17 protein-coding genes are annotated in these 12884 nt (G+C 34.0%); 6 read left to right on the plus strand and 11 right to left on the minus strand.

Annotated elements, in window-relative coordinates; genetic code table 11:
- Nucleotides 1-16: 16 nt before the first annotated feature.
- From Q0941_RS00840 to Q0941_RS00860, 5 genes are all read right to left on the minus strand, one after another.
- Nucleotides 17-1105 (minus strand): phosphate/phosphite/phosphonate ABC transporter substrate-binding protein, encoded by a 1089-nt coding sequence (locus Q0941_RS00840; RefSeq protein WP_299290404.1) that lies wholly within the window; start codon nucleotides 1103-1105, stop codon nucleotides 17-19.
- Nucleotides 1106-1448: 343 nt separating this feature from the next.
- Nucleotides 1449-1799: an HTH domain-containing protein gene (locus Q0941_RS00845; protein ID WP_299290406.1), complete on the minus strand. Its 351-nt coding sequence runs from the start codon at nucleotides 1797-1799 to the stop codon at nucleotides 1449-1451.
- Between the two features lie 4 nt (nucleotides 1800-1803).
- Nucleotides 1804-2136, minus strand: a complete 333-nt coding sequence (locus Q0941_RS00850) for a helix-turn-helix domain-containing protein (protein ID WP_299290408.1) — start codon at nucleotides 2134-2136, stop codon at nucleotides 1804-1806.
- Between the two features lie 70 nt (nucleotides 2137-2206).
- Complete coding sequence (locus tag Q0941_RS00855) at nucleotides 2207-2938, minus strand: CbtA family protein (RefSeq protein WP_299290410.1); 732 nt, start codon at nucleotides 2936-2938, stop codon at nucleotides 2207-2209.
- A gap of 11 nt (nucleotides 2939-2949) precedes the next feature.
- A complete protein-coding gene (locus Q0941_RS00860; RefSeq protein WP_299290412.1) occupies nucleotides 2950-3165 on the minus strand; it encodes a CbtB-domain containing protein in 216 nt (71 codons plus the stop codon).
- Nucleotides 3166-3323: 158 nt separating this feature from the next.
- On the opposite strand from Q0941_RS00860, the gene Q0941_RS00865 reads away from it, so the two are divergent.
- Genes Q0941_RS00865 through prf1 form a run of 3 tightly spaced genes read left to right on the plus strand, consistent with a single transcriptional unit; the run spans nucleotide 3324 to nucleotide 6113 of the window.
- Nucleotides 3324-4097, plus strand: a complete 774-nt coding sequence (locus Q0941_RS00865) for a response regulator (protein ID WP_299290414.1) — start codon at nucleotides 3324-3326, stop codon at nucleotides 4095-4097.
- Nucleotides 4098-4146: 49 nt separating this feature from the next.
- Nucleotides 4147-4788 carry a thioredoxin domain-containing protein gene (locus Q0941_RS00870; protein ID WP_299290415.1) on the plus strand — a complete coding sequence of 214 codons (642 nt, stop codon included), beginning with the start codon at nucleotides 4147-4149 and terminating at the stop codon, nucleotides 4786-4788.
- Nucleotides 4789-4832: 44 nt separating this feature from the next.
- Nucleotides 4833-6113 carry a peptide chain release factor aRF-1 gene (gene prf1 / locus Q0941_RS00875; RefSeq protein WP_299290418.1) on the plus strand — a complete coding sequence of 427 codons (1281 nt, stop codon included), beginning with the start codon at nucleotides 4833-4835 and terminating at the stop codon, nucleotides 6111-6113.
- Here prf1 and Q0941_RS00880 read toward each other — a convergent pair.
- Nucleotides 6106-6513, minus strand: a complete 408-nt coding sequence (locus Q0941_RS00880; protein WP_299290420.1) for an HIT domain-containing protein — start codon at nucleotides 6511-6513, stop codon at nucleotides 6106-6108. The two genes, prf1 and Q0941_RS00880, sit on opposite strands and share 8 nt — an antisense overlap.
- 104 nt (nucleotides 6514-6617) lie before the next feature.
- On the opposite strand from Q0941_RS00880, the gene Q0941_RS00885 reads away from it, so the two are divergent.
- Complete coding sequence (locus Q0941_RS00885) at nucleotides 6618-7214, plus strand: protein-disulfide isomerase (RefSeq protein ID WP_299290422.1); 597 nt, start codon at nucleotides 6618-6620, stop codon at nucleotides 7212-7214.
- A gap of 2 nt (nucleotides 7215-7216) precedes the next feature.
- On the opposite strand, the gene Q0941_RS00890 is transcribed toward Q0941_RS00885, so the two are convergent.
- Nucleotides 7217-7411 carry a hypothetical protein gene (locus Q0941_RS00890; protein ID WP_299290425.1) on the minus strand — a complete coding sequence of 65 codons (195 nt, stop codon included), beginning with the start codon at nucleotides 7409-7411 and terminating at the stop codon, nucleotides 7217-7219.
- 40 nt (nucleotides 7412-7451) lie between these two features.
- On the minus strand, nucleotides 7452-7592 hold the full coding sequence (locus Q0941_RS00895) for a hypothetical protein (RefSeq protein WP_299290426.1): 141 nt from the start codon (nucleotides 7590-7592) through the stop codon (nucleotides 7452-7454).
- A gap of 106 nt (nucleotides 7593-7698) precedes the next feature.
- Here Q0941_RS00895 and ilvD point away from each other — a divergent pair, with 106 nt between their 5' ends.
- Nucleotides 7699-9375 (plus strand): dihydroxy-acid dehydratase, encoded by a 1677-nt coding sequence (ilvD, locus tag Q0941_RS00900; RefSeq protein WP_299290428.1) that lies wholly within the window; start codon nucleotides 7699-7701, stop codon nucleotides 9373-9375.
- A 207-nt stretch (nucleotides 9376-9582) separates the two neighbouring features.
- Here the strand turns inward: ilvD and Q0941_RS00905 are convergent, their stop codons facing one another.
- Both Q0941_RS00905 and Q0941_RS00910 read right to left on the minus strand, forming a co-directional pair.
- Nucleotides 9583-10500, minus strand: coding sequence for a hypothetical protein (locus Q0941_RS00905; RefSeq protein WP_299290430.1), 918 nt, complete (start codon nucleotides 10498-10500; stop codon nucleotides 9583-9585).
- A gap of 74 nt (nucleotides 10501-10574) precedes the next feature.
- A complete protein-coding gene (locus Q0941_RS00910) occupies nucleotides 10575-11756 on the minus strand; it encodes a hypothetical protein (RefSeq protein WP_299290432.1) in 1182 nt (393 codons plus the stop codon).
- 162 nt (nucleotides 11757-11918) lie between these two features.
- Between Q0941_RS00910 and Q0941_RS00915 the strand changes: the two genes are divergently transcribed.
- Nucleotides 11919-12077, plus strand: a complete 159-nt coding sequence (locus tag Q0941_RS00915) for a hypothetical protein (protein ID WP_299290434.1) — start codon at nucleotides 11919-11921, stop codon at nucleotides 12075-12077.
- 27 nt (nucleotides 12078-12104) lie between these two features.
- Here the strand turns inward: Q0941_RS00915 and Q0941_RS00920 are convergent, their stop codons facing one another.
- Nucleotides 12105-12878 (minus strand): histidine kinase, encoded by a 774-nt coding sequence (locus Q0941_RS00920; protein WP_299290436.1) that lies wholly within the window; start codon nucleotides 12876-12878, stop codon nucleotides 12105-12107.
- Between the last annotated feature and the right edge of the window lie 6 nt (nucleotides 12879-12884).

The following is a 12884-nucleotide window of genomic DNA, read 5'->3' on the forward strand; positions in this document are numbered from 1 at the left end:
TTCAGATATCCAGTTTTTATTTGCTCTTGTTGTATTTGTCTAGAATCAACTGATCAAGACCTGTTAATGCGTTAATGAAGTTACCAAACTCACCAATGTGCATAGTTGTAGTTGTAGGAACAAGTGCTTCTGCACCATACAAGTCCTTTAGAATGTAATTGTGCTCATCATAATTGAGTTCAATTAATGCATCAACTAATGCGTTTTTGGTAGAATCAGACATGTCTGCACTAACCATGAATACGTGAGAAGGAACTGGACCAATTGTGGTAACTGGACGCAATTTCTTTTGATCCTCTAATTCAAGGTATTTTGCAGGTGCAATATCAGAGCCAAATGCAACATCAACATTACCATTAAGGAGTAATTCTAATGCTGCCTTGTATCCACCAGCAAAAGTATAACTTTCAAAGTTTTTTGCTAAAGCGGATTCTAATGCTACAATATCGTCACCTTCGATTGTGACATGTCCATCAGTCACTAAGGTTCCCATTGGTCTAACAAAACCAGAAGATCCAGTAATGCTAGTAAATGCTACTTTTTTGCCAACAGCATCTTCAATGTTTTGAAGAGAGTCATTGTCAGCTAATGTCCAAACTGTTGCTTGATAATTTACTTTACCTTTAACAAGTTCAGCCAAAACTGCTTCTGCTCCTGTTCTTTCATGGGTAATCCATGCAGGGCCTGTATCCATAAAGGCAGCATCAATGTGACCAAACTTCATTCCTTCAATTATGGTTTCATAATTGGTTGGTACAACGATTTCAACATCAACACCTAATTCAGCTTCAAGGAATTTTTCTAAAGCTTCAGCCTTAGGAGTTAATTCATCAGCCTTTTCAACTGGAATAAATCCAATTGTTAGTGTGTCAACATCGACAGATTTTGAATCAGATGAAACATTGATGATACCATTTTCTACAAGAAACTCAATTCCGTTTAGAAAAGTTGCATCATCTACGGCACCCTCTGCCCACCAACCAGCATTGGTTTTAATCCAATCAGGAAGAGAACCTTGTGCTTGAGCGGTTTGTGTCAATGGAATTGTTGCCATGCCAATAGCTGCAAATGCAACAACAAATGCCATGATTGTTTTTTGTTTCATGATTACTGAAAAAATTAGGTCTAGCTAAATTATTTAAACGGGTTTTTCATTCTAAATTGACATTCTAAATCTCTAGAATGAGAACAAGTTATACTAATTTCTCTATATGGACAATGTCATCTTCAGTGCCGAAGTAGCGCTTTTCATGGCAACTCTCACAAACTAACCATTCAGGCTCATATGAACTCCCTTTTGCAGGCCTATATCGGATTTTATACATTGGCGTATGAGATTTGTTGCATGTATCCATATAACCAAAAGTGGGATTTTGATATATAATTTAATTACAAAAGTTTCATTTCTGGAAAAAAACTACTTTTGTCAGTAATTTTTCATACATAATCTACAGGCTCGATTTTGGATTATCTGTATTTGGATAGAGATTAAGACTAGGTTCCAAATTATCCAAAGTTATTTCCACTTTACCTATTCTACTTCGATACATTTTGATTTTTTTCCCCTCAGGAGAAATAACGAATCTATCTACTTCAGCTAATGCCAAATCTTCCAAAGTTGACAGGGTCTTGTAAACAGTAGATATTGAGATTTTGAGTTCTTCTGCAATTTGTGTTGCATCTTTTGATTCATTTTTGACTGAAAACAAGACTGAGCGAGTACAAACATTACTTAATGATTCAATAATTTTTTGAGTAATGTCAAATTCAGATAATTGGATAATGTTAGGTTTAGACATAGAATCACTTGTTTGGAATTAATGTTAATGATGGTTCGGGTTTTTTAATTGAAATGTCTGCCTTGCTAATTCTACTTCGATAAACTTTGTATTTTCTACCTTTATCAGATAACATCCACTTTTCAACCTCAATTAATGTTAGTTCTTCAAGATCTGCTAGTTTTTTGTAAACAGAGCTTAGAGGGATTTTGAGTTTTACAGAAAGTTCAGCAGCAGTGTTTCCTTTACGAATTATAGAAAATAGAATAGCTCTTGATTCAGTATCAGCTAATGCTTCAATTACTTTTTGAGTAATATCATATTTTTTTAATTGAGGTAATGTTAACTTTCTAGACATTAAATTTCAAAACAATGGATGATGTATTTAAACGGAATCCTATGATTCTCATTCTATAGATTTAGAATATCTATGTGTAAGATTCAGGTATTTGCTTATGTGGACGAAATTTGTTCCAAAATAATCCCAAAATCAAGCCTACAGATACCCAAAAAGTAGATACCCCAAGAACTGACATTAATCTAAATTCATTTACCAAATCCATAGGGGCAGTTACCTCATCAGGATTTTCTGGCATTGCAAAAAACACTGAGGATATGAAAACAGCATATCCAATTAATGCAACCAACTTTTTGTTTGATTTGAATTTCTTTGATAATTGGTAAAATCCAACTGCACCAAAACCCGAGATTGCAATAAATGATAAATATAAAATTGCACGTAAAACGACAGTTTCACCATCCCCAACAGTAGGAGGATTTGCCGGATATTTGAGGAAAGGAATTAGATATAGAGTAAACCACATTATTCCTGCAAGCAAAAATGCTTTCTTTACATCAGTATTTCCAGGTAATGCATGTCTAGATAATGCATAGACTATTCCAAATAAAGCACCAATAGAAGTTCCCAAAATTGCACCAGCTAAAACTTGTCCTCCTTTTTGCCAATCACGATATGCATCATATTCTACCCAAAATTGCGGAGTGTCCTCTTCTTCACCTGACTCAAACAAGTTTTGATTTTCAATTCCTATTGCCTCATCAAGGTAAGGCTCAACAATTCCTAAATTTACAATTCCATGAATTGTGCCAGATATAGCACCTGAAACCAAAACAATAGCTAAGAACAATACAGTTTTCAAATTAAAGACACCTAATGGCAGGGAAATCCTGCGGCATGTCTCATGTCATGAGTTAGTTCATGAATGTAAAGATCCTCAAAAGCTTGCTCCCCTAAAACAACGCTAAAGGTGTGACCTTGATCATATCCAACAACAAACAATCCTGCTACAAATATTGCTGCTAAAACCACAATTCCCAAAATAGGAGTTGATGATTTTGAAATTGTTACGTTATTTGTATGAGACAATATGGGCCATCTTTATTCAAATTATATAAGTTGTTGGATAGAGCATCCAATTTATATATTCTAGGCATGCAAAAAAATATCATAATTTTTTAAAATTGTTAGTTTGAGATCTAACATACTGTTCTTTTTGATGTATATTTTCTTAGAGAAATTAGAAAATGAGTACATCGGACACAAAGACAAATGGAAATTATGAAAATCAAATTTCTGAGATTATTCAAGGAGAATTAATCGAAGTTTATGGGGCAAACGGTTATAGATCAATAATGCAGACAATGAAAAACATTTGTGGAAAATCAGAAAAAGAAATTATTACAAACTATGAGTTATTTGCAGAATTAGCAGAAGGTGTTTTTGGAAGATTAGCAGATGGGAAAATTTTAGACCCAATAAAAAAACAAATTGAAAAAATTGGTGAAGAAAATATCCAACAAGTAGAGAAAACAGAAGTTAAAAAACCAATGAAATTGTTAATTGCTGATGATGAACCTGAAATTTTGGAATTATACAAAGTATTCTTAGAATCCAAAGGTAAAGAAACGACTCTCACAACAGATGGAAAAAAATGCATAGATGCATACAAAAAAGACTTTGCTGAGAATAATTCAAGTAGTTTTGATTTGGTAATACTTGATCAAAAAATGCCATTTATGACGGGTTTGCAAGCAGCAACGGAAATTCTAAAAATTAATCCACAACAAAGAATACTATTTGCATCAGGTTATTTAGAAAAAACCCTACTTGAAATTTTATCAAGATTAGACCGAGCCATTGCAGTTATTGAAAAACCATTTTCATTAGATGTTCTAAACCACATGGTTGACAATACCACTATGTTTGAAAAATTAGATAAAGTGAACATCAATCAAACAGAAAAAGAAATTGATGAAAAAATGGCTGAAGCCATGACCATCATACAAAATCAATTCTAAAAATATTTCATCTAAGAAAGTATTTACCTGAAATCATTTTTCAAAAATTATGTCAAAGGCTTTCTTGGCAATTCCAATAGCAATAGGGATTATTGCAGGCTTGTTTTTGGCATTTTACCCAGAGTCAGAAAATGAATCGAAATTACTTACAAAATCAAATTTGATTGAAAATGGTTCTCCAATTTTAGGTAATTCAGGTGCTCCTATTACAATTTTAGAGTGGGGAGATTATCAATGCACTTATTGTTACAGATTCCATCAAAATACTCTTGATACAATAAATCAAGATTTTATTGAAACAGGCAAGGTAAAACTTGTTTTCAAAGATTTTCCATTAAATGGTCCTGATTCACTATTAGCTGCTGAAGCATCATACTGTGCTGAAGATCAAGGCAAGTATTGGGAATATCACGATGAGTTATACAAAAACTGGGGAGGAGAAAGAACAGGATGGATTACTAGAGTTGCCCTCGATAAATTTGCCCAAAATGTCAATTTAGAACTTGAAGAATTCAATAATTGTTTAGATGAGAAAAAGTATCAAAATAGAGTTATTGCTATTCACGAGTTTGGAAAAGAAATTGGAATTGATGCCACACCATCATTTCTAGTATTCAATGATGAGAAAATCATCAAAATTAGAGGAAACCAGCCTTTAGAAGTTTTTTTGAAAACTATTGATGATTTGTAATCAAATCAATCAAAATTAATACAGCATAAAAAGGAGGAAAACAAATGGGTAAAATTAACATCGAAAAACAAGATTCGGTAAAACTATACAAAATTAGGAAAACCCTTGAGGAATTATCACAGAAATCAGGTAGAGGAACAGAGCTAATTACAGTATACATTCCAAAAGGAAAACAGCTTCACGAAATTATAGGAACTTTACAACAAGAACAAGGAACTGCAGATAACATCAAATCAGATCTTACAAGATCACATGTAGTTGATTCTTTAGGAAAAGTTGTTCAGAGGTTGAAACTATACAAAAAAACTCCAGAAAGAGGATTGGTAATGTTTTGTGGTGCATTGCCACCTGAAGAGGGAGGTCCGCTTGGCAGTGAAGTTGTAACTGTTTGGGAAGTAGACCCTCCAAAAGATTTGAATCAGTACCTCTATCGATGTGATGATCATTTCCATGTAGATATTCTAAAAGACATGCTAAAAGATGACAATCTAATTGGATTTTTGTCAATTGATTCTAAAGATGCGGGTTGGGGGTTATTGCACGGAGACAAAATTGAAGTTCTATCGCAAACAGGGTCAGGTGTTGCAGGAAAACACAGGCAAGGAGGGCAATCTGCAAAAAGATTCCAAAAACTTCGAGAAATGGAATTAACATATTATTTTAACAGAGTTGCTCAAACTACAAGAGAATATTTTATTGATATCTATCCAGTCAAAGGATTGATTGTTTCAGGACCTGGACCAACTAAGGAAGATTTCATTAATGGAAATTACCTCGAATACAGATTACAAAATAACATCATTGCAACAATAGATGCATCATATTCTGGAGCAGAAGGAATCAGAGAAGCATTTGCAAAATCAGCAGACATCCTAGGCAACTTTAGAATGGTAGAAGAGAAAAAACTCATCGAAGATCTATTTAGAGAAATTAACGGAAATACAGGAAAAGGATCATACGGATTAAGTGAAGTAATAGAATTTCTAAAAAACAATGTTGTTCAAACCCTAATTATCAACGATAATACAAATTTGATTAGAATTGAAGCAACCTGTAAAAGATGTCAAAATTCTAGAGAAGAGATTCTTGAAAGACCACTAGTAATTCCCAAAAAAACAGAATTTACAAGTAATCCTTGCCCAAGTTGTAAAGCCATGGAAGTAGAGGTAATAGAACAAGATATTGTGGATTATCTCGAATTACTTGCAGCCAAGACTGGTTCTCAGTTAGAGGTTATTTCAGGTAGTGCAGAACACGGGCATATGCTTGAGAGTTTAGGTAAAATTGGTGCAATTCTAAGATACAATCCAGGGCATACTAAGTAAGTAATTTTTTAATTTTTGATGCAAGTTCAGAGAGTTCTTCATCTTTTGAAATCTGTCTCTTTGTCCAAATTGTACCCTTGCTATTGTATCTTGGAATAATATGAATATGTACATGAGGAATGATTTGTTTTGCTGCCCTTCCATTATTTTGAGCCAAACTAAATGCATCAGCGCTTGCTGCCTCCAAAATTGCATTTGCAATCTTTGGAACAATTGAGAACAGATTACCTACTTCTTGAGAATCCATATCTGTAATTCGTTCATAATGCTTTCTTGGAATCACAAGGGCATGTCCAACATCTATTGGATATTTATCTAAAAATGCAACATGGTGTTCATCTTCATAAATAAAGTGACCATCTCTTTTTCCATCTAAGATCTCACAAAAAATACAGCCCATAAATTTTCCAATATCTGATTTTATTTATTGGTTTTAATCAAAATGAACAATAATCAAAAAACATCGAATGGTTAATTAGGGCAAATTTTTGAATTTGATTAACTATGGGCCGAAAAGAAAGACGTGAGCGAGAGCAAAAACGTGAAAACTTTGCTGCAAAACATAAGACTCAACAAAGAAAGCAGACAATGATTGCAGTTGGTGTTTTAGGTGTTATTGCAGCAATTGTAGGATATTCAGCAATTCTGTTTATGGACATTTCAGATTCAGCTGTAGGCGGCCCAGAAAATGCTGGTGCATTAGGTAGTGACCACGCACATGCAGCAATTTTGGTAAAAATATTTGGAGATGAGTTTGACTTTTCAGCTCCAGCATATCAAATCAAATCAAGCTGGATTCACTTTGAAGGACGAGATGGTTCCACAATTCACAAACATGCAACAGGTGTCACGTTAGGATATCTCTTTGAAACACTATCTCTAGGTATGGATGATCAATGTTTTGAATTCCAAGATGGTAGAAGTTTCTGTACCAACGATGATTACAAATTAGTCTATTACATTAATGGACAACAAGTATCAGATATCAGAGATTATGAAATTATGGAAGACGATAGAATTCTAATTTCATATGGTGCTGAAACTCCTGAAGAACTTGAAGGACAGTTATTACAATTAGAAAACCAAGAATTAATCAAATAAGATTATTCATCTTTTGCAGTAAATTGAGCCATTTTATCAAATAGCATATAGTAACCACATTTACTGCATCGAAGAACTGTTAGTTCTGTTGTAAGAAATTCCTTGTCTTCAAATCTGCCGCTAAGTTTTACATTTTCACCAGCAATTTCTGCTTTGTTACTTTGGCAGACAGGACAATGAAGGGCTTTTTGTTCCATAATTAATTTTTAAATTGAATCAATTTAAACTCAGAGTTTTTCAGTAACCTTCTTCATTAAAATCAGGTTCTTTTTCGACTTTTTCAAATGACATATCTGGTTTTTGACATGATTCACATTTCTCCATAATACCAAATTCATTTTTGATTTTACCTTTGCCATCACATCTAAAGCAAACCAACAAAATTATTTTGATCCAATAGAAATTAAGGATTTTCATAATAATGTAATTTGTACATCTAGAATCTTGATAAAGTCTAAATTATAGCAAGCAAGAATTCAGTATCATGGAAATATCTAGTCAAAATGTAGTTGGTGGAACAGCACGGGCTCCTCACAGAGCAATGTACAAAGCCATGGGATTAGATGATAATGATCTTAGTAAGCCATTCATCGGTGTTTGTCATACAGGTAATGAAGCAACACCATGTAACATTTTACTACCTTCCTTAGCAGAACATGCAAAACAAGGAGTTGCAGAAAATGGTGCAACACCAAGAATATTTTCAACTATTGCAGTAAGTGACGGAATTGCAATGGGACATGAAGGAATGAAATCTTCTCTGATTTCAAGAGAAGTTATTGCAGACTCGATTGAACTCATGGTAAGAGCACATCAGTATGATGCAGTTGTAGGTATTGCTGGTTGTGACAAGAGTTTACCCGGAACAATGATGGCAATGGCCAGATTAAATCTTCCATCAGTCTTTGTTTACGGCGGAACAATTATGCCAGGAATTTTAGATGGAAAAGAACTCACAGTAGTTGATGTCTATGAGGCAGTTGGAGCTTATGATGCAGGACAAATTTCACTTGAAATGTTAAAAGATATTGAAAATACTGCATGTCCAAATTCAGGTTCATGTGGAGGAATGTTTACTGCAAACACAATGGCATCAATTTCTGAAGCAATAGGTCTTGCATTGCCTGGAAGCGCTAGTCCTCCTGCTGAAGATGAAAGAAGACAAAAAATGGTCTATGACACAGGAGCTGCTTGTTCAAAATTATTAGAAATTGGAATTAAACCACGTGAAATTATGACCTATGAAGCATTTGAAAATGCAATTACAATGTTAAATGCAGTTGGGGGTTCAACTAACGGAATTTTGCATTTGTTATCAATGGCAAACGAAGCTAGAGTCAAATTAACTTATGATGATTTTGAGAGAATTAGAAAAAAGACACCACATATTGCAGACATGAAACCAGGGGGAAATTATGTAATGAACAGTCTTGATAAAATTGGGGGAATTCCATTTGTTCTAAAGAAATTAGCAAATCAAGGATTACTTAATGGAGATTGTATTACAGTCACAGGAAAGACAATTCAGCAGAATTTGGATTCAATGAATATTCCAGAACCTGAACAATCAATTATCAGGCCAGTGGGTAACCCTATTCATTCAGTTGGAACAGCAGTAATTCTAAAAGGAACACTTGCACCTGAAGGAGCTGTAATCAAAACAGCAGGAGTTGAAATGACAAAATTTAGAGGTAAAGCTAGAGTGTTTGATAGAGAAGAGTATGCATTTGATGCTGTTTCCAAAGGAGAAATTGATGAAGGTCATGTTGTTGTTATCAGATATGAAGGACCAAAAGGAGGTCCAGGAATGAGAGAAATGCTTGCAACTACTGCAGCACTTGTAGGTCAAGGATTAGGAAAAAAAGTTGCAATGGTAACTGATGGTAGATTTTCAGGTGGAACTAGAGGTTTCATGGTAGGACATGTTGCACCAGAAGCATACGTAGGTGGACCAATTGCTTTGATTAAAGATGATGATGAAATCACCATCGACACAGAAACTACAGTAATTGACCTCCATGTATCTGAAGAAGAGTTGGCAAAAAGAAAGGCAGAATGGAAAAAGCCTGAACCAAATTACACATCAGGAGCATTGGCAAAATATGCTTCACTTGTAGGCTCTTCAGCCCAGGGAGCAATCACAACTCCAAAATTTGATTAAATGATCAATTTGTCCACAAACTTTATAGATCGCGATCACAAAAATGATTCAGAGATAGCAGGAAGAAAATCAAATTAACTTTATCAAATTACTGTTATCTACTAAAGGTTACAAAAAAGTAAATGTTTTTGAAAGTAATGTAATCATAAGTTATTCAAAAAAAATAGATTTAGTCTAAAGAAACAATGTAAGCACAAAGCAGTTTTTCTAAGAAGATGAAAAATTCAAAGGATAAATCGCATCAGTTGGGAAAGGAGGTTCTGGTAAAGCCTTTGTATGTTGGAGTTTTAGTTGCAATTCTGCTTTAGCCTTATTAATTGCATCTTGCTCTTTAACCTGAATACCTTCAGATTCGGTAAAAAAATCATAGATATGAAATGTTGTGCTTATCATTACAGAGGTAGGGTCTCCAATAACTGTATGAGTTAAGGATTCAGCAGGAGGGATTGGAGTGTCACAATCTTTACCATCCCAGGCCCAGTCCTGAGTTATTGACAAATGAGTTCTAACATAAAGTGGTCCAGAGAAAATAATTCTATAATGGACAAATCTTAGCGTAGATGTTTGCAAAAAAGTTTCTACATGTTGTCGCACAGTTTCAGCAGACATATTAGCTGTAGTTGAAGCTGAAAATGCTCCTGAGGTAACAGCTGCTGACAATTCTGCAGATACACCTGCTCTCAATGCCCATTCCAAATGACTCTTAAGTTCTACAGTAGTAGTAACTTCATCTGGAATTACCAGCACATCTAATGCAGATGCATCAATAACAGTTGTTTCTACTGTTCTTCTACCAACTACTACAAAACGACAGTCTTTCCTAGTTATAGAGCGAAGTCGAGGTGGTTCAGTAAAAACTACCTTAGAATTTTCATCTCTATCAATTTCTCCATCATTAAGATCTAGCGGAGTTGTTAATTTGGTATTTGAATTATCTTTTCTGTTTAATACATCGTAAATGAAATATGACATATCTGCAATAGCAGATTTAGTTCCTGCAGGCATAGAAAGGGTACTAAGAAATTCTATTGGATTTTTTTCAAATTCTAGTTTTTTCTTAGGATCATTTTTTAGGAATTCTGAAAATTCATGAATTGTATGAATAGTTTCATTTTCATATGCCATGTAAATATTTCATAAAATAAGATATTAAACATTTCTGAAAATAATAAAAGGCCAAAAATTATTAAATCAATTAATTATGTACAGACCTTTTTTGCCTCGACTTGATAGGTCCAAACTCCACCATGGCTGTATGCCCGTCTCCAAAACTCGATTCTGCTTGGGTCACCGCGCCTTTCATTTACAATATATGAAAATCTGTTTGCACTTATTAATCTGTAAGGAACACTTGGAAAAGTAAAAATGCTTGAGAATCTTACATTTTGCTTTAGACTTCCTGACACCGTCATATTGATTTCTCCCATATGATCATCACTAAGCCCTAACCAAGCAATTATGCCAAGAAATGCATCGATTACCCCTTCTTCGATATTTGGAGGTAATACCAACTGATATTGGCCAATCAAAAATGGAGTAATGTATGTTGATGCTTTCTTTAGAGTATCTTCATAAGCTGAAAAATCATGCTCCCAAAATTGTATACTTGTTCCAAAATCTACTCTACATTGGGAATTTGGTTTTATCTTAGCTAGTTCAAATCCAATTGGATGCATTTCTGTAGAGGCTTCATAGGATTGATATCCAGAAGAATTTTGTGGCCATTGTCTAGTTTTAAGCTCTTGTACTTCTGTTCCTGCTGAAGCAGCTTGAACATAAACTTCGTCAGTTCCTGTTGTTCCCCAGTCTTGCGAATCATCAATTCTCATCCATGCTAAAAGTATGGAAATATGATCACAGCATTGAGAATTATCTTTATCCACATGTTCACCATAAATTGTAGGTGGCGGCGTATCTCCAGAATCATTTTCATTGTTGATAGGTTGGTCTCCAAGTAATTTACGCAAAGTTTCTCTTTCAATTTCTGCTACAGAAAATTTGTTTTCAAGATCTAAAACTCCATCTTTTATTACGTATCCGTTATTTTTGTTATCAAACCATGTATCTACTGATGATAGTTGTTCAACAACCTTCATACTTTGTAATTTTTGTACCAAATCAGGATACTCAGGATCTAATTTAATGTCTGTACCTGCATATGTGCCAGTAATTTCGGATTGTTCTTTTTTTGACATTCGATGATAAGACATATCAATTAAGCTAAGAAGTTCTTCCATGGCTCCTCCTTGTTCTTCCACTAATTTTTCAATTGCTTGGCAAAAATGATCATTTTTATCATTACCATATAGGTATCGTCGTATTCCCGATAGCACTGCTTGAATAAACCATTCCCCTTGAAGGGAATATCCATATTTATTCATAAACACTTAATTTCATAAAATTATATAAAGTTGACTAAAAATCTATTTTTTAGATCCATGTTGTTCCCAAAGAGCTGAAAAGATTTACTTTTTCTCACACTGTTGTCTACTACAGGTTTTCATTTAGTAATTATTTTATGTACATTAGTCTATTTTCTAGTAATGGGGTTCAAGAAAGGCATTCACAAATGTGTAGAATGTGAAAGGAAAATTGAAGAAGATCCAGACGATACGGGAATGTGCAGTAAATGCGGTGCTGCTGAAACTAGACTAGAAAAAACAATGTACAAAGAACTGCTTGATGAAGGAAACTTTCCTTAATCTAAAGAAATCATTTAGAGGAAAAATTTACAATGTTTTTCGATGTTTATACAGAGCATATATCATAAACATGTTTGAAACATCCCATAAGATAGTGACAGGATGTGCATCATAATATGCACCAAAAATTTCTAAATTACAATACCAAATATCACCAACCGTATTTAGCATTAGGCCAATCACCAGAAGCAACCAAACAGCTCCAAGAACTCCTTGTTTGAAAATAGATGCGCCTAAAACTGTAAAAGATAGAACAACAGATGCTGCAATGACAAAAATAAATCCATAGTAAAAGTCAAAAGAAAATTCTGCATCAGGAATATTAAATGATAAAATAACATATGCAGAAACGGCAATTATCGGAATTAGAGGAAGCCAGATTTTTTGGAATGTAGTGAATTTTGAATGAAAAAATTTGATATTAAAAACTAAATGGCCTAAAGTGAGGGGATATAATGCAAAAAAGAACACATCTGCGATAGAAGGGTATGGTTCAATGCCCAATAATTCAAGAGTATAATAAAGAATTTCAGCAATGAGATAACAAACAAATCCTAAGCCTAAAGACAGATATGCCTTTGATAAAATTCCAGGATGGTATTGTTTTGCAGTAACAAAAGAAAAGAAAGCCACTGTTCCAGGAAGTACTACAGAAACACCAAAAACAATTGGAAATAATTCTTCATCAGTTATAGAATTAAAAACAAAATAAAGAACTAACCCAATTACTACAATTAATCCAATTACTGGTCGATTTAATGGATTTGTTAATCGATCGGGAACAACATCAGGCCCACTCATCAAAAG

Origin of the sequence: Candidatus Nitrosopumilus sp. (assembly GCF_028278985.1) — an archaeon.
In the GTDB taxonomy this organism is placed as follows: domain Archaea; phylum Thermoproteota; class Nitrososphaeria; order Nitrososphaerales; family Nitrosopumilaceae; genus Nitrosopumilus.